Source organism: Pedobacter nyackensis, from assembly GCF_900176505.1.
GTDB classification, from domain to species: domain Bacteria; phylum Bacteroidota; class Bacteroidia; order Sphingobacteriales; family Sphingobacteriaceae; genus Pedobacter; species Pedobacter nyackensis.
In genome coordinates, this window is sequence record NZ_FWYB01000026.1 from 19,729 (window position 1) to 38,065 (window position 18,337).

The window sequence follows — 18,337 nt, forward strand, 5'->3', positions numbered from 1 at the left end:
GGTACCTGGATTATAAAGGCTTGTACTCAAATTTACTTACAAAGTATGGAATAACAAAGCAATAAACGGCCTGTAAGCAATTTAGTTCATCAATTCCTTTTCAAGTTTAAGATACGCTTGTAACAATACAATTTGATTCTTCGCCCGGTTAAAATTATGATCTTCATATTTTGCACCATAATAGACATCATTTTGTAGGTAATCCGCAAGGAAACGAATGGCTTGCATGTAAATTATGAACTTGCCGGCATAGTTGAAATATTGCTTTTCATCATCGGTTAATACTGTTGCCATTTCCTCCATGTAGCCATCGTATATAGCTTTGAAGAATTCCTTTCTGATATGGATCTTGCTGAAATCTGTTTCTTCTTCGGTTGCAGGACAAAGGTAAGTTCTCATCATATCACCTACGTCGCTAATAAAATAACCAGGCATAACTGTATCGAGGTCAATCACGCATAAACCTTTATTCTGGCCATCAAACAATACATTGTTGATTTTAGTATCATGATGAATTACCCTTAATGGGATGTTTTTATTGCTGATGATTTCCCGGTAGGTGTTTACAATATCCTGATGCTCATTAATGAAATTGATACATTCCGTCGCTTTTTCTAATCGTTCTGAAGAACTATTACGGCAGGCCTCTGTAAACTGCTCGTACCTTAATATCAGATTATGAAAGTTTGGTATGGTGATATTCAATTCTTCAGCCTTAAAGCCAGCGAGGATTTTTGAGAATTTTCCAAATTGTTTTGCGGCTTCATAAGCTTCATCCTTTGAAGTTAATGCATTAACAGAAGTTGAACCATCTACAAAAGGGAATAGTCTGTAGTATCCCGCGTCGGTATGTATTAAGGACTGGCCATTTGAAGCAGAAACAGGAGATATAAATAGATATTCTGGGTTTGCTTTGCTTAAATAGTTTCTAAGCATAGTAAGGTTCTCATCAATATCTACAGGTTTTTTAAATACTTCGGTGTTTACCTTTTGTAATATATAGTTTTCCTTCTTAGTTTCAACTTTCCAGGTGTGGTTAATCAGACCATCGCCAAATTGTTGAACATTTGTTTCATCAGGATTAAGACCGTAGATACGTAATATATTTTCGAACATGTGGTTAGTATAGTGGTTAATAAACCAAACTTAAATATTTAAGTAGCCAAAAAGATGTGCAAACGTTTGCGCGAAATTATTTGCGATTGCTTAAAATCAACTCCGATTCTACAATGACATTATAGTAAGCTTGTTCAGTGCCTGATTCATTTTTAGGCTTATTGATCAGGTCGATTAATATATCTGCTGCTTTCTTACCTTGCTTATATGGAAATTGCTCAACAGAAGCTATGGGGGTGTGATCCATGTAATTAATGATAGGGAGATTTGCATAACTAACGAAATCAATGTCTTGCAGGTTAAGCGACTTAGCATACCTCATTGCAAATAAGGCCACATAGTCGTTAAAAGTAACAATAGCAGTGGGTTTTCTTCTGTGGTTTAGCATGGTATCCATTGCGGCAATGGTACCTTCTTCCGATAGATCGCAATTCAATATAAGTGATGGATCAAACTTCAACCTGTTTGCAGTCATTGCCTTGATGTAGCCCTCTTTTCTTTCGTGACTGGCCAGCAAGGTGTTGGGGCCGTTGATCATGCCGATAGTGCGATGCCCCTTCTTAAGCAGAAAATTCACGGCATCAAAGGTTCCTGTCTCCAGGTTTGAACTTACATAGTGTATATCTTTAATGGGAGGGATCCTATCGAAAAAAACGACCGGGATGTTCGACTTTTTAAAAACATCAAAATGTTCGTAGGTACTGGTCGTTTTTGATACTGATACCAATAAGCCATCTACGCGCTGGGTTTTCATTTTGGCGACAAGGATCTTTTCGCGCTCTGCATCATCGTGCGACTGTGCCAATAACACAGTATAGTTTCTTTTGTAGGCAACATCCTCTATACCACTAATAGCGGCAGAAAAAAAAGATTCCGACAACTCAGGTAAAATAACGCCAATTACAAACGATTTACCATGTAAAAATTGTATTGCTCTTTGATTAGGTTCGTAGTTGAGCTCTGCGGCAAGCTTTTTAACCCTCATTTTTGTAGTTAAACCAATACTGGAATGATCATTCAAAGCCCTTGATACTGTTGAGACAGATATCTTAAGTATCTTGGCAATTTCTTTGATGGTTGTTGGTTTATCAGGTATCATCTCCAAATATTAAAATAAACTTTAACATTTTAATAAAAAACTATGCTGTGTTACGATCTCTATCGTTAAAGCTAGTCAAAAATAGCGCAAACGTTTGATGCTATATCTATTTACTTTACCACTGTGTTATCTATTTATTAACGATCTGTTTATTACGAGTTCAAATATGAGTTACAATTTCATAAATTACTTTGCCATTAGCAGGCATTAGATAAAATACAGACTTTTTACAGTTGCAGGGCTTTTGCAACATAAAATATCAAACGTTTGCGTGTTTTTTTACGGTGTTTATTTATATGGATAACTGGATTGTTCTATAAATTGGAGCTTTATTAGGTAAAAGAATCACATTGGTTTACTAACCAAACATATTAAAATGAACTAAACTATATGAACAGAAGAGAATTTGTTAAAAACAGTAGCATTACTGCTGCTGCTGCAACCGTTTTACCAAGCAGCTCTTTATTTGCCACAACTGGGGCTGATAAGGTTAAGGTGGCTATGATAGGCGTGGGTTTACGTGGACAAAACCACTTAAATCTTTTACTTAAAAGAGCAGATGTTGATCTGGTTGCAATATGTGATGTGGATGAGCGTATGCTTACTTCTGCTAAAGCAATGATTGCTAAGAGCGGTAAGCCTATGCCAAAAATATTTACAGGTGACAATTACTCCTGGAAAAAACTACTTGAAACTAAGGGACTCCAGACTGTTGTCATTTCTACTCCCTGGGAGTGGCATAAAGAAATGATCATTAAGTCTATGGAGGCCGGACTTAAATATGTAGCTACTGAGGTAATGCTTGGTATTACTTTGCAAGACCATTGGGATGTTGTTCAGGCAGCCGAGAAACATAATGCTCATGTGATGATGCTTGAAAATGTTTGTTATCGTCGTGATGTACTTGCCGCTCTAAATATGGTAAGACAAGGGGTGTTTGGTGAGATCCTTCACTTACAGGGCGGTTATCAGCATGATTTAAGAGAGGTTAAATTTAACGATGGCGTGAAACCATATGGTGGTGGTGTAGAGTTTAATGAAAAGGGCTTTTCTGAAGCGAAATGGAGAACTAACCATTCCGTACACCGCAATGGCGACCTTTATCCAACACATGGTATTGGTCCTGTAGCACAATGCATTAATATCAACAGGGGAAACAAGTTCCTAAAGTTGAATTCATTCGCAACTAAATCGAGAGGATTACATAATTATATCGTTGAGAAAGGTGGTGAAAATCATCCAAATGCTAAGATTAATTTCCGCTTAGGTGATATTGTAACTACTACAATTGATTGTGCAAATGGCGAGACCATTATCTTGCAACATGACACAAATCTTCCAAGACCATATTCTTTAGGCTTTAGAGTACAGGGAACAAAGGGACTCTGGATGGATTTAAACAAAAGTATCCATGTTGAAGGAATCAGTAAAGCGCATAGCTGGGACAACCAGGATAGTTGGTTTGAAAAATATGATCACCCACTATGGAAAAAATATGGTAATGATGCACAAGGTGCAGGTCATGGTGGCATGGACTTCTTTGTGATCCATGCTTTTATTGAGGCTGTAAAACGAAATGTGGCCACACCACTTGACGTTTATGATGCTGCTGCATGGAGTGCAATTACACCGCTAAGTGAGCAGTCTATCGAAATGGGTAATGAAACCATTGACTTCCCTGATTTTACAAGTGGAAAGTGGATGACCAGAAAACCAATATTCGCTTTAAATGACGATTATTAGTATCAGCCATATCGATAATTAATATTATTGTAAATAGACAAAAGCCTCTGTATATTCAATTATGCGGGGCTTTTGTCATTTTTAAGTGCATTCTAGCAAAAAATATTCTTGTTAACATTAACTTAACATTGAATGCGCATCTTTGTATATGTTTATAAATATTCTGGCAATTACATTTGTCCTGTTCGCATTTATTGCTGCGTTTAAAATGGATAGTTTTTTACAAGGCTTTCTGTTTATTCTAGCACTGTTAATAGTTTCAGGCGTACTTTTTCTATTCATCTCTTTCCCGGGATTATCTGGTCTTTCTGTAGCACTGATGTTGGGCGCTTTTATTTTCAGACAAAATAAAAAGTAGCTTAAAACCTGTTTTTCTAGTCCAGAACATTTATTCTGGAAGTAATAATTTTAATTTCAGGTAATGGAGTCTGTGTTTTATTTTATTATATTATAAGAATATTACAATATTTTATTAAATTATTCTTAATTTTATTATAAGGGAAACTTCACAAAGATATACTTCGTAGATTATGAAAACTTTAGGTGAAAAATTTAGAATTTTACGTCAGAAAAAAGGTGTTAACCAAAAGGCAATGGCTGATCTTTTGGAAATATCAATTCCGGCGTATTCGAAATTGGAGACTGGAATTACAGATCCAAATTTTAGCAGAATAAACCAGATTGCTCAGGTTCACGGTTTAACGTTGAGACAATTCTTAGACGTTGGCGAAGAAGGGGTAAGCGAGCAGGAACAGGTAATTAAGCAATTAAAAGACAAGGTTGCTGATCTTGAAAATTCAGTAATCAGATTGCAGAGTAAATTGATCGACCTATATGATCGCGATGATCAAAAGAAGTAAATAACATGTAAAAGTTTCAAGAACATGCTTAGAATATATTAGCATATTCTTGAAACTCGCAATTATTTTACTTTTTGTTAACCAATTGGATTAATAATTGGCAACGTTCTGTTAACCAATTGTAGTTTGTAGCATTTTCAGGTTGTTGAAATAGTTTTGAGCCAAAGCCCAAAGCAGTAACTCCCGCATTTAACCAGTTGTCTATATTTTCTTTGTTTACGTCCACACCACCAGTTGGCATAAATTTAAGGTTTGGAAACAAAGGTTTAATTGCTTTTAAGAATCCGATGCCCAAAGTATCGCCTGGGAATAATTTAACAAGTGGTGCACCTAGTTCTTCAGCCAGATTAATTTCAGTAGGTGTCATACAACCAGGTATCCATAAGATTTTATTGGCGGCTGCTACTGCAGCAAGATCAGCTTTAACAATTGGGCTGACTATGAAATCGGCTTTTAGCTTGATATAGGCTTCTGCTTGCGCCACTGTTTTTATAGTTCCAATTCCAAGCTTCATGTCCTGCAGGTGTTCATTCCTGTAATTCACCATTGCTTCAAAATTTTCTGGGGCATTTGCACCTCTGTTTGTGAATTCGAAAACGCGGATACCACCAGCATAACTAGCCTTTAATACTTCTATACAGGTTTGAGGATCTTCATTATAATAAACCGGAATAACCGGGTAATCCTGGATAACTACTAAAGGGTTTGTTTCTATGTTCATCTGTATATGATTATTTTATCGTTACAATCTATTGTTAAAAATTGAGATGCGTTAGAGTAAGGTTCGCTTTATACGTCCTTAGATCGAACCATTACCAAAATCTCCTTTTACAAAGAGTTTTTTATAACCTGAAGCCGTAGCCTTATTAATGATCTCTTGCCCATCAGTACTTCCGGTTAACCCGTAAATTAAACCAGCCATAAAAGCATCACCACTACCAATTCTATCTACTACTTCATTGGTCTCAAATACATCAGAAATATAGTTGTGCTCTGGTGTATGATATGTACCATAGAAGAGGTTATGCTTTGGATTATCCATAAAGCGGAAGGTATTGGCTATATGCTTACACTGAGGGAAACGGCTGAATACTTCCTTTGCAGACTCGTTTGCCTGTGCAGCGTATGTTTTCACAGACGTTTGACGATTTAAGTTCTCATCGACCGGGATACCAAGCATTTTATTTACAGCCCAGATATTGCCCATAATGACATCGCAATACTGTACCAGCTCCGGCATTACATCTATGGGTTGTTTCCCATAATCCCATAACCGGCTTCTGTAATTTAGATCCACCGATATTTTTAGTCCCTTTTTTTTCGCTGCAGTAAGGGCTTCTTTACATACTGCTGCCATATTTTCATTTAGAGCAGGGGTAAGCGCTGTCCAATGAAACCAGGTATGACCTTCTAAAAGTTGATCCCAATCTATGGTTCCGGCCTCTAAGCTGCTAAATGAAGAAAACTTCCTATCATAAACAACTTCGCCACTTGTTAATCCATTAGCAGACAGTAAAAAGTAAAGTCCCAATCTGCTTCCCTGGCGTATGGTTCTATTGGTATCGACCCCTAATTCCTGTAAGGATTGAAGCGCATTGTTTGCCAGAGCGTTGTCTGGTACGCAGCTTACATAAGAGCAAGGGATATTCCATTGTCCTAATGATGCGGATACATTGGCTTCCGATCCGCCTGGAAATAAAGAAACAGTGTGATTCTTAGAAATAAATTGATCTTCAGATGAACTGAACCGCAGTAGCAACTCACCAAACACCAATATGTTTTCTTGATTTAGCATAAATTAATGATTTCAGAATACAATAATACAGGTTCTGTATATGAAATAGAAGCAATCTAATTTATTTAATAAATCTCAAACGATTTCGTAAATATTTAGTCCTGAATATGGACTTCGAACATTAAAATTCATTAACATTGGTATAATTAATTAACCAGATTTATTAGATTATATGAAGAGCAATGATTTGTTTTCATTAGAAAATAAAGTGATCGTAATTACAGGAGCTACTGGAGTGTTAGGTGAATCCTTTGCGCTGGCTGTTGCCGGAGCAGGAGCGAAGGTTGCCATTTTAGGGAGAAATGAAGAAAAAGCTAATGCTCGTGTAAAAGCAATCACAGAAAATGGTGGTGAAGCAATTGCCGTTATTACGGACGTACTGAATGAGGAATCATTGGTGGCTGCGAAAAATCAAATATTAAGTACCTGGGGCACAATTGATGGTTTGGTAAATGCTGCCGGAGGTAATATACCGGGGGCAACAATTTCTCCCGATCAGAATCTTTTTGACATCAATATTGCTGATACACAAAAAGCAGTTGAACTTAATTTATTTGGTACGGTTTACCCAACACACGTATTTGGCCGTGTAATAGCTGAAAAAGGAAAAGGTTCTATTGTGAACATCTCTTCACTTGCTGCTCAGCGTCCTTTAACAAGGGTTTTAGGTTATACTATGGGAAAGAATGCAATTGAGGGCTATACCAAATGGATGGCTGTAGAGCTTGCCCAGCGCTATGGTGATAAAGTAAGAGTGAATGCATTGGCACCAGGCGTATTTTTGACGGAACAAAATCGCTCTTTATTAACCAATCCTGATGGAACCTTTACAGACAGAGCTCAACGTTTTGTAAACCATACGCCGTTTGGCCGATTAGGTAGTCCGGAAGAGTTAAATGGTACGCTGATTTATCTATTAAGTGATGCGTCAGCCTTTGTTAATGGTGAAACAATTTTGGTTGATGGCGGCTTTAATGCCTATAGTGGTGTATAGTGAATTAAATATTAATGACTAAACAATGAATACTACAAAACATAAATTATTACAAACCTGGCGTTGGTATGGTCCGACAGACCCGGTTAGCTTACAAGATGTGAAGCAGGCAGGTGCAACAGGAATCGTTACTGCACTCCACCATATTCCGCATGGGGAGATTTGGCCATTGGAAGATATTATCGAGAGGAAATCAATTATTGAAGCGGCAGGGCTGGTGTGGGCAGTAGTGGAAAGCGTTCCGGTTCATGAAGCAATTAAAACACATCGCAGTGATGCAGATAAATATATAGAAAACTATAAAACTACTTTACGTAACCTTGCACAATGTGGCATTAAAACAGTTTGTTATAATTTTATGCCTGTGCTCGACTGGACCCGTACGCAATTGGATCTGACCATGACGGATGGTTCAAAAGCGCTATATTTTAACTGGTTGGATCTGGCAGTTTTCGATCTTTTCATTTTGAAAAGGGAAGGAGCAGAGGCTGATTATTCAGAAAGCATTAACAAAAGAGCAAAAGAACGCTTCACAGCGATGAATGCTGACGAAATTAATGAATTAAGAATCAATGTCTTGATGGGAATACCTAATGAGAAGGAAATTGAACTTGAAGCTTTGCGGACGAGTATCGAAGAGTATAAAACGATTGGTCATGACGGTTTAAAAAAGAACCTTGCTTATTTCCTTAACGGAATTGCCAGTGTTTGTGAGGAAACTGGTGTCAATATGACGATACACCCTGATGACCCACCATACGCAATTCTAGGTTTACCCCGTATTGCAAGTACGAAAGAAGATCTTGTTGCTATTCTAAAAAGTGTAGATAAACCTTTTAACGGAATTTGCTACTGTACCGGTTCTCTTGGCGCTGGGGTATCCAATAACCTGACTGATATTTTTGAGGCCATAAAAGAAAGAGTTTATTTTCTTCACCTGAGAAATGTTACTAAGGATGAAGAAGGTAACTTTTATGAAGCTGATCATTTAGGCGGCGACGTTAATATGTATGAGGTAATGAAAGCTATTGTAGCAGAAAATGCACTTAGAGATAAGCCAATGCCTTTCAGGCCTGATCATGGTCACCAGATGCTTGATGACTTGAATAAAGTGACCAATCCAGGTTACTCTGCAATCGGAAGGTTGCGCGGTCTTGCCGAATTACGCGGTCTGGAACTTGGTATTACAGGGAATTACTAAGGTACTACTAATGACTATAGGGCTATCAGAATATATTTCAGATAGCCTTATTTTTTTGGCTGTGAAGAAGCCCTTACCTGAACTTCAGTTGGCAGCATTACAGTCTCAAACCCCTCATCAAAATTCTTTCTTTCAATCAGGGAAATTAACTTTTCTGCAGCAAGTTGACCAATTTCGAATGCAGGTTGATACACTGTGCTCATTGGTGGGTTCATCGCCTCAGCTAAGTCTGTATTGGTAAAACCGATCAATGCAATATCTTCAGGAATTTTATACCCTAATTTATTAAGCAATACGAGGCATTTGGTACTGATCTGGTCGGTAGCCGTAAAAATAGCGTCAGGTTTGTCCTCCAGACTCATGTAATCTTTAATAGCTTGTTCTAAATTCTCATTTAAGGTAGTGGCACCCGTGTAATTACAAGAACGTAGCAGTTCAGGCCTGAATTCAATTCCACTATCAGCTAAGGCTTGTTTATAGCCATTTAACCGATCGGTAGCAATACTTAATATGGTGTTGGTATTTAAATGTGCAATCTTTCGGTATCCATTATTTATAAGATGCATTGTTGCTTCATATGCGCCCTTAAAATTATCTGCTCCAACTTTGTGTGTATGAATCTGATCAATTAACCGATCGAAAAGTACAACCGGGATACCCGACTTTTGAAGGGATAGGAGATAATTGAAGTTAACAGTTTCATAAGCAGGAGAAATCAATATGCCATCAACACCACCGGCATAAAGCAATTCTAAACAGGCTGTTTCTAGCTTTTCAGATTCTTTACTTTGCATGATAATGATTTGATAAGATTTATCTGTACTGGCTTTATGGATCCCGTCCAACATCTGGGCGATAACATTATTATCTAATGAACAGACAACAACACCAATAGTCCTGGTTTTTCCCTCTTTCAAGCCTTTGGCCATTCTGTTAGGCGAATAATGGTGCTTTTTAGCATAATCCAAAACTTTTTGCTTGGTTTCTGCACCAATCTCATGGCTATCATTTAACGCCTTCGAAATTGTAGAAATAGATAAATTAAGCGCTTTTGCAATATCTCTTAATGTAACGCTGCTGTTCATGCTCATTCCTTTTATTAAATAGAAACGCTAATTTGCAACTATTACGTCGATAAGCTCGAATTTCTTTACTTTATTTTGAAAATTATTCGAATGAACTAATTAGCAAAGCTATATTTTAAGAACGTGACAAAGTGATGATACAGACTTTAAAAACAGTTCATAGATTTGCTTAACGGTGTTAGATTATTTACACATCTGAATTAAATGTAATGGGAAGTAAGGAACGTATACAGAGGCTTAAAGAAGAGACAAGGGTTAATATCCTTGATGCTGCCTTGCAAATCGTTAAAGAAGAGGGGTGGCAAGCGCTAAGCATGAGGAAAATTGCAGATAAAATAGAATATACTGCTCCGATTATTTATGAGTATTTTCTTAATAAAGAAGCGATTTTATTTGAGCTTTCCAGACAAGGATATGTTGAACTAGGTAAAGCTATTAAAGCTGCAAAAAATAAGTTTACAAAAACTGACGAGCAATTGGAAGCTATGTGGATTGCTTATTGGAATTTTGCGTTTAAGCATAAGGAATTCTACCAGTTAATGTTTGGAGTAGATATGATGTGTTGTGAACAAAAGAAATCAATGCCTGAAGTTGATTATCTGGATAAGCTGTTTTTTGAGACCATTAAAGATCTTATGAGCGCAGAACAGCCTGAAGAGGGAGTGGTTTGCAGGAAATATTATACTTTTTGGTCTATTATACACGGTCTCATTTCTATTAATATGGTTAATAAAGGAAGAGATGAAGAGATGAATCAGCATATTTTAAAAGACGCACTAAAAGGTATTATAAAATATATAAACGAATAGTAAAACTATTTACTCAGGCTTTTATTATAAAGCCTGTTTTTTTCGAATACAATCTAACGCTGTTAAATTACTTATATACGTTATATCATAAATAAATAAACTCTATAATCATGGAATATAAACCCTTCTACCCAAAACTACTTAACGCTGTTAAATCATCTAGTGTTGTTATAGCTGTTTCGCTTTTTGCCTTATTCTTATACGGATGCGCTGGAGAAACTGCACAAAACGCAATTCCTGCACCACCACCGGCTTTACCTGTTGTTAGCATAAGCTCTGGTACTGAAACAACCTTTCAGGAATATCCTGCATCCATTGAAGGTACGGTGAATGTTGAAATCCGCCCACAGGTAAGCGGCACTTTAGAAAAAGTATACCTTGATGAAGGTGCTTTCGTAAGTGCTGGTCAGCCCATATTTAAAATTAATGATCAACAGTATCGGGCCTCTTTAAATAATGCCCTGGCTGCTCAGCATGCAGCCGAAGCTGCTTTAATTAATGCACAATTAGAGGTAGAGCGCTTAACACCATTGGTACAAAACAAAGTGATCTCAGAATTTCAGTTAAGATCTGCCAAAGCTACCGCTCAAGTCGCAAAAGCGAATATTGAACAGGCTAAAGCAAGTGTTTCTACAGCCGCTATAAATCTAGGCTATACCTTAATCAAGGCTCCTGTGAGCGGTTATATTGGTCGTTTAGTAAAAAAGCAGGGAAGCTTAGTGGGCCCTGCTGATGTTGACGCCCTAACTCAGCTATCTGACGTACACGATGTACATGTTTATTTTGCCCTTGGCGAAAAGGATTTTGTAAACTTTAAATCTCAGTATCCTGGTCAAACGCTAAATGACAAAATTAAACAACTACCTGCCGTAAAATTGATCCTTGCAGATAACACAGTGTACGCCAAACTGGGAAAAATAGATGTAATAGACGGACAGTTTGATAAAACTACGGGAGCTATTACTGTAAGGGCGAAGTTCCCTAATCCGCAAGGTTTATTGAGATCAGGGAATACCGGTAAAATACGCCTGAGCCTGGAACACGATAATATGCTTGTTGTGCCGCAATTGGCCACAATTGAGGTTCAGGATAAAATATTTGTATTCGCCCTTGCCGATAGCAACAAAGTGAGAAAGCAAGCCATCACTATAGCAGGTAAAGCCGGCACCAACTATTTGGTAAAAGATGGCGTAAAAGAAGGCGATCAAATCGTATTGAGCGGACTTGATCGTTTGCAGGAAGGTGCAGTGATTGCGCCACAAAGAGCAACAGATAAGGTTGCAAAAATTAACAATAAATAAATACATTCACCATGTTCAAAATATTTATACACAGACCCGTATTAGCAACTGTAATCTCCATTTTACTGGTGATACTTGGAGTGCTAAGCCTTACTAAATTGCCCCTGCAACAATTCCCGGATATTGCACCACCATCTGTGTTGGTTACGGCTAATTATCCGGGGGCAAATGCAGAAACAGTGCTTCGCTCTGTTGCCCCATCCCTGGAAGAATCCATCAATGGAGTTGAAAATATGAGCTATATGAGCTCAACAGCAAGTAATGACGGTACATTAGCCATTACTGTTTATTTTAAGTTAGGTACTGATCCGGATCAGGCCGCTGTAAACGTGCAAAATCGGGTTACGCAGGCTACCAGTCAACTGCCTACGGAGGTAGTACAGCAAGGTATCATTACAGCTAAACAACAAAATAGTTTCATCATGGCCATCGGAATGTATACCGAAGATGAAGCTAAATACGACCAGACTTTTATAGCTAATTATGCACAAATCAATATTATACCTGAGATTAAGCGAATTCCAGGTGTAGGTTCGGCCAGTATATTTGGAGGGGTTAAAGATTACTCCATGCGAGTTTGGTTAAATCCTACTCAAATGGCAACCTATAAAATAACGCCTAATGAGGTGATGGCTGCTATACAGGATAAAAGTTTAGAGGCTGCTCCTGGCCGGTTTGGCGAACGTAGTAAAGAGGTTTTTGAGTATGTAATTAAGTACAAGGGCAAGCTTACAAAGCCGGAAGAGTATGAAAATATCGCTATCCGATCTAATGCGGATGGATCGGTGTTGCATTTAAAAGATGTAGCCAGGATAGAGTTCGGTGCGTATTCTTATAACAGTTTAACACGTCTGAATGGTAAAAAAGGCGTTGTGCTTGGTATTATTCAATTGGCAGGTTCCAATGCAAATGAGATTCAGATTGCGATCAACAAATTGATGGAAAAAGCTGCCAAGGATTTTCCAGCAGGTGTAAAACACAATATTTTTTATAGTACAAAAGTAGCATTGGATCAATCTATAGAGCAAGTGGTACATACGCTTATTGAAGCTTTTATATTGGTTTTTATTGTGGTGTTTATATTTCTTCAGGACTTCAGATCCACATTAATTCCTGCCATTGCTGTACCCGTAGCTATTTTGGGAACATTCTTCTTTATGCAACTATTTGGCTTCTCTATTAACCTGCTTACTTTATTTGCGCTTGTACTTGCCATCGGTATCGTGGTGGATGATGCCATTGTTGTCGTCGAAGCCGTTCACGCTAAAATGGAACATAAAAAAATTGGTGCGAAGCAAGCCACCAATGAAGCAATGCACGAGATTAGTGGCGCGATCATTTCTATCACATTGGTGATGTCTGCGGTATTTTTACCAGTTGGATTTCTGGAAGGCTCAACAGGTGTGTTTTACAGGCAATTTGCCTTTACAATGGCAACAGCAATTATCATATCTGCGATTAACGCTTTAACATTGAGCCCTGCTTTGGCAGCTTTATTCTTAAAAAGCAATCATACTGAACACGGTGAAGGAACTAAAAAAGGATTTAAAGAAAAATTCTTTGCCGGGTTTAACAGCAGTTTCAATGCGATAACCGACAGATATATAGGAGGAGTAAGGTTTCTTATAAAGAACAAGGCAATTAGTCTTACTGGTTTGGCTATTATTATCCTGGCAACAGTTTGGTTAGTTCGTACTACACCTACGGGTTTCATTCCAACAGAGGATCAAGGATTTGTGGCTATTGCGGTTAATACACCTTCAGGGACTTCATTGGAAGGGACTTCAAAAATAATGCAACAGGCTGAAGCTGAATTAAATTCCCTCGATGCTTCGAGATTTGTAACCGCTATAACTGGTTTCAACTTACTTACCTCATCAACAAGCCCATCGTCGGCTGTGGTATTTGTCTTGTTAAAACCCACAAAAGAGCGAGGTAAGGTTCAAGACATTAATCAAATTATGGAGGTGATAAGAGGAAAACTAAATGCGATAAGCGGAGGTAGTTTCTTCGTGTTCAGTTTCCCAACGGTTCCAGGTTTCAGTAATGTCGAGGCACTTGATCTTGTATTACAGGATAAAACAGGGGGTAAGCTGGATAAATTTAGTGGTGTTGCTAATAATTTCATTGGAGAACTGATGAAGCGTAAAGAAATTGCCGTAGCCTTTACCACTTTTAAAGCCGATTATCCGCAATTGCAACTGGAAGTTGATGATGAGAAGGCGAATCAGCTTGGTGTAAATGTGCGTGATATTTTACAGACCATGCAAGCCTATTTTGGTAGTGCTCAGGCATCAGACTTTAATCGCTTTGGTAAATACTACCGTGTATTGGTTCAGGCTGATATAGCAGACAGAGCTGATCCTTCGGCTATTGACCGCGTTTTTGTAAAGAATAAAACAGGAGAAATGGTACCAATAAATACGCTGGTAAAACTAACGCGGGTTTATGGATCAGAAACAGCCTCACGTTATAATTTGTTTAATTCGATCCAGGTTAATGCAATTCCTAAACCCGGCTTTAGTTCTGGTGACGCCATCAAGGCAATTCAGGAGGTCGCTAAGGACCAATTACCTTCAGGATATTCATTTGAATTTTCGGGTCAAACAAGAGAAGAGATCTCTTCAAACGGACAATCTACAGTTGTATTTTTACTTTGCTTAGTTTTTGTATACTTCTTGTTATCAGCTCAATATGAAAGTTATATCTTACCTTTAGCAGTGCTGTTATCTGTCCCTACCGGGGTACTAGGTGTCTTTGCTGTGATTGGTATAGTAGGCATTGAAAACAACATTTATGTTCAGGTAGCCTTAATTATGCTTATCGGGTTGCTGGCTAAAAATGCCATCCTTATTGTGGAGTTTGCTATCCAACGTCGAAAGGCAGGTCTTTCCTTAGTAAACGCAGCATTGGAAGCGTCAAGACTAAGGTTACGTCCAATTCTGATGACCTCATTTGCATTTGTGGTTGGCTTATTTCCAATGAGTATAGCAACAGGGCCATCTGCCCAGGGTAATCACTCAATCAGTATTGGTGCTGCCGGGGGAATGGTATCAGGCGTATTTCTTGGACTTTTCTTAATTCCTGTGCTCTATGTTATTTTCCAGCATTTACAAGAAAAGATATCCGGAAAACCTGCAGTTGTGGACAATGAGCAAAATCCAGTAGCAATAAAAGTAGATTCCGATATAATTTACTCTTAAACAAGATAATACGAACAAAATGAAAACATATAAAATTGTATTAACACCTATATTAATCTTACTGCTGCTTGCAGGATGTAAAGTCTCAAAAGATATAGCATCCCCCAAGACTGCCATTCCTGAAAGCTTTAGGAATGCACAAGCTGTTGATTCATTGAGTATAGCCAATCAATCTATTAATGAGTTTTTTAAAGAGGATGAGTTAAGGAAGCTGGTAGATACTGCTTTAATTAGAAATTACGATTTACAGATTGCGATGAAGAACATCGAGTCTGCGGAACAATTATTTAAGCAATCAAAGCTAGGTAACTTGCCTCAGATAAATTTACAGGTAGCAGGGAGTTCTAATAGACCTTCAGATAACAGCTTGAATGGATTAAGTACCAGCCAGTTTTTAAATACGAATCATATCGAAGATTTCAATGCCAATTTGGGGTTAAGCTGGGAGGCGGACATATGGGGTAAAATAAAAAATCAGAAACAGGCAGCATTATCTGCTTATCTACAAACTACTGAAGTTAAAAAAGCTGTTCAAACCAGATTAGTTGCCAATATAGCACAAGGCTATTATAGGTTATTAATGATGGATGCGCAAATAGATATCGCTAAAAGGAATCTGGCTTTAAATGACAGTACTTTACAGATTATAAAGATGCAGTTTGACGCCGGCCAGGTAACTTCATTAGCTATTCAACAGGCAAAGGCACAGCAATTGGTTGCTGCTCAACTTATCCCTAAACTGCAGCAGGATATGACCATACAGGAAAACGCACTGGGCATTTTAACCGGTAGGGTACCAGGAAGTATAGATCGATTAGCCAGTCTGGAAAACGCCAGGGTGCCGGATATGATTTCTGCGGGATATCCTTCGACCATGGTTAGCAGACGACCTGATGTTAAAAGTGCGGAAATTTCTTTGGCAATTGCAAATGCTAGAGTTGGTATAGCGAAAGCCAATATGTATCCTTCATTGACTATTTCTGCAAGCGCTGGACTAAATTCATTTAAAGCCAGCAATTGGTTTAATGTCCCAGCTTCTTTGTTTGGTGTAGTTTCAGGGGGGATAACACAGCCTATATTTCATAGAAGGGAATTAAAAACACAATATGAGCTGGCAAAAATAGAAAGAGAAAAAACTGTCATTCATTTTCGCCAGTCTGTATTGAATGCAGTTGGGGAGGTATCTGATGAACTGATTAAAATAGAAAAACTAAAACAGCAATATGATATTTCAAAAGACAGGGTAAGCACTTTGCAACAATCTGTAAAAAATGCCGGGTTATTATTTAAAAGTGGAATGGCCAATTACCTGGAAGTAATTACTGCACAAGGTAATTTTTTACAGAGTGAGCTTGAACTTACTGCTATAAAAACAGCTCAACTTAATGCTACTGTAGAACTTTACAGGGCGTTAGGAGGGGGATTGTAGTATCTATTTTGCATATCACATAATTGTTACCTCTAGAATTACGTAACAATTCTACTATAAAGCCGGGCGTCATCACCAACAATTATCAGTCAAACAAACGTTTAAGCGATAATTCTGGTAATTACCCCGGCCTTTTACGATAGCAATATTTCCTTTACGGACGGCATCAGATATGGCCAGAATTTAAATTTCTTGAAAAAATGATAAGTTTGCAATGGGTCACTAACCAGACTAATAGAAAAAAAATGAAAGAGTTAATAAACTCAGTAACAACAATGTAGTCTTTTCGTCAAATTGACATGATAAGATATAATACACTTTCTGTTTACTATGACCGTTGATATGCAGAACATTTTTTAATCTCTGGGATTTGATCTTGATTAAACTTAATGATCAAAACTGAGTCGAAGCTGTATAAATGGATGTAATATTTATGATGTATTTTTTCTTTTACAATTTCAAATGACGTCAATATTACCGGAAATACATAAGTTTGCTAACACATAAAAAAACAATAAAAAAAATGAAAAACCTAATCTTGTTAACCGTTGGAATACTATTTAGCCTATCTGCAAGTAGTCAAATTTTAAAACCCGTAAAATGGAGTTATGCTTTTAAGAAAACTTCAAAAACTGAAGCTACTTTATACCTTAAAGCTACTATTGATGAGGGATGGCACCTTTATTCACAAAACATGGCTGACGGTGGACCTGTGAAAACAAGCTTTACTTTTGCACCATCTAAAGCTTACAAGCCAGTTGGTAAAACTATTGAGCCTAAAGCAATTACTAAATTCGAAAAATCTTTCGATATGAATGTAAGCTACTTTGAGAAATCAGTAATGTTCCAACAAAAAGTAAAACTTACCGGTGCAAATGCAATCGTAAAAGGTACACTTGAGTACATGGTATGTGATGATTCTCAGTGTCTTCCTCCTGAAACAGTTGACTTTTCAATCTCTGTAAAATAATAAATAATGATCTTAAACAACTATTTGACAAGCATGAAAATGCTTGTCATTGGGCTTTTTATTTTCTTTAGTTCCGTAACTGCAGCATTAGCCCAGGAAGCTGATACATCAACGGCTGATCTCGATTTTACCGAAATAACTGCTGAGCCAGCTATAGATACAGCAACAGAGACTAAAATCGACACTGCAACAGCAGAAGTTAAAGCGGTATCTGATTCTGCTGCAGTAACAGCGGTAACAGCTGGTACAGATAAGCCTGCAGATCAAAAAGAAGACAACTCATTGATTGGTATCTTTATCACCGGTTTTATTGGTGGTCTTGCAGCCCTTCTAATGCCTTGTATCTTCCCGATGCTGCCACTTACAGTGAGCTTTTTCACCAAAGGTGGAAAAAAAGGCAAAGCAGTAAGCCGGGCCTTATTTTATGGCCTGTCGATCATTGTAATCTATGTAGTTTTAGGACTATTGGTTACGGTGATCTTTGGTGCTGATGCACTAAACAGCCTTTCTACCAATGGGGTATTCAACTTCCTTTTCTTTGTGTTGTTGATGATCTTTGCCATTTCCTTTTTGGGTGCATTCGAAATCACCTTACCTTCATCATGGGTAAATAAAATGGATGCCAACTCTGATAAAGGTGGTTTAGCCGGATTATTCTTTATGGCTGGAACACTTGCTTTAGTCTCTTTCTCCTGCACCGGACCTATCATTGGTACTTTGCTGGTACAAGCG

15 protein-coding genes are annotated in these 18,337 nt (G+C 37.8%); 10 read left to right on the forward strand and 5 right to left on the reverse strand.

The genetic code is table 11. The features are described from left to right. Window positions 1–81 precede the first annotated feature (81 nt). Window positions 82–1,116: a phosphotransferase enzyme family protein gene (locus B9A18_RS24600; RefSeq protein ID WP_084292526.1), complete on the reverse strand. Its 1,035-nt coding sequence runs from the start codon at window positions 1,114–1,116 to the stop codon at window positions 82–84. 76 nt (window positions 1,117–1,192) lie between these two features. Then, window positions 1,193–2,215 (reverse strand): LacI family DNA-binding transcriptional regulator, encoded by a 1,023-nt coding sequence (locus tag B9A18_RS24605; RefSeq protein WP_084292528.1) that lies wholly within the window; start codon window positions 2,213–2,215, stop codon window positions 1,193–1,195. 390 nt (window positions 2,216–2,605) lie between these two features. On the opposite strand from B9A18_RS24605, the gene B9A18_RS24610 reads away from it, so the two are divergent. Next, on the forward strand, window positions 2,606–3,958 hold the full coding sequence (locus B9A18_RS24610; protein ID WP_084292529.1) for a Gfo/Idh/MocA family protein: 1,353 nt from the start codon (window positions 2,606–2,608) through the stop codon (window positions 3,956–3,958). Between the two features lie 530 nt (window positions 3,959–4,488). Next, window positions 4,489–4,818, forward strand: a complete 330-nt coding sequence (locus tag B9A18_RS24620; RefSeq protein WP_084292533.1) for a helix-turn-helix domain-containing protein — start codon at window positions 4,489–4,491, stop codon at window positions 4,816–4,818. A 67-nt stretch (window positions 4,819–4,885) separates the two neighbouring features. Here B9A18_RS24620 and B9A18_RS24625 read toward each other — a convergent pair whose 3' ends face one another. Beyond that, window positions 4,886–5,539 carry a beta/alpha barrel domain-containing protein gene (locus B9A18_RS24625; RefSeq protein ID WP_084292535.1) on the reverse strand — a complete coding sequence of 218 codons (654 nt, stop codon included), beginning with the start codon at window positions 5,537–5,539 and terminating at the stop codon, window positions 4,886–4,888. 78 nt (window positions 5,540–5,617) lie between these two features. Then, complete coding sequence (locus B9A18_RS24630; RefSeq protein ID WP_084292537.1) at window positions 5,618–6,613, reverse strand: sugar kinase; 996 nt, start codon at window positions 6,611–6,613, stop codon at window positions 5,618–5,620. Between the two features lie 172 nt (window positions 6,614–6,785). On the opposite strand from B9A18_RS24630, the gene B9A18_RS24635 reads away from it, so the two are divergent. Together B9A18_RS24635 and uxuA are read left to right on the forward strand one after the other, a co-directional pair. Further along, complete coding sequence (locus B9A18_RS24635) at window positions 6,786–7,607, forward strand: SDR family oxidoreductase (protein WP_084292539.1); 822 nt, start codon at window positions 6,786–6,788, stop codon at window positions 7,605–7,607. A 25-nt stretch (window positions 7,608–7,632) separates the two neighbouring features. Continuing rightward, window positions 7,633–8,808 (forward strand): mannonate dehydratase, encoded by a 1,176-nt coding sequence (gene uxuA / locus B9A18_RS24640; protein WP_084292541.1) that lies wholly within the window; start codon window positions 7,633–7,635, stop codon window positions 8,806–8,808. 47 nt (window positions 8,809–8,855) lie between these two features. Here uxuA and B9A18_RS24645 read toward each other — a convergent pair whose 3' ends face one another. Then, a complete protein-coding gene (locus B9A18_RS24645; protein ID WP_235005441.1) occupies window positions 8,856–9,893 on the reverse strand; it encodes a LacI family DNA-binding transcriptional regulator in 1,038 nt (345 codons plus the stop codon). Between the two features lie 209 nt (window positions 9,894–10,102). Here B9A18_RS24645 and B9A18_RS24650 point away from each other — a divergent pair, with 209 nt between their 5' ends. From B9A18_RS24650 to B9A18_RS25500, 6 genes are all read left to right on the forward strand, one after another. Continuing rightward, window positions 10,103–10,702: a TetR/AcrR family transcriptional regulator gene (locus tag B9A18_RS24650; protein WP_084292545.1), complete on the forward strand. Its 600-nt coding sequence runs from the start codon at window positions 10,103–10,105 to the stop codon at window positions 10,700–10,702. A gap of 110 nt (window positions 10,703–10,812) precedes the next feature. After that, a complete protein-coding gene (locus B9A18_RS24655; protein WP_084292547.1) occupies window positions 10,813–12,003 on the forward strand; it encodes an efflux RND transporter periplasmic adaptor subunit in 1,191 nt (396 codons plus the stop codon). Window positions 12,004–12,014: 11 nt separating this feature from the next. Continuing rightward, window positions 12,015–15,206, forward strand: coding sequence for an efflux RND transporter permease subunit (locus tag B9A18_RS24660; protein ID WP_084292548.1), 3,192 nt, complete (start codon window positions 12,015–12,017; stop codon window positions 15,204–15,206). 19 nt (window positions 15,207–15,225) lie between these two features. Beyond that, window positions 15,226–16,635, forward strand: a complete 1,410-nt coding sequence (locus tag B9A18_RS24665; protein WP_084292549.1) for a TolC family protein — start codon at window positions 15,226–15,228, stop codon at window positions 16,633–16,635. Window positions 16,636–17,158: 523 nt separating this feature from the next. Further along, window positions 17,159–17,605: a protein-disulfide reductase DsbD N-terminal domain-containing protein gene (locus B9A18_RS24670; protein WP_084292551.1), complete on the forward strand. Its 447-nt coding sequence runs from the start codon at window positions 17,159–17,161 to the stop codon at window positions 17,603–17,605. A gap of 6 nt (window positions 17,606–17,611) precedes the next feature. Then, window positions 17,612–18,337: cytochrome c biogenesis protein CcdA (locus tag B9A18_RS25500; RefSeq protein ID WP_317048262.1), on the forward strand; the 726-nt coding region annotated here is incomplete at its 3' end.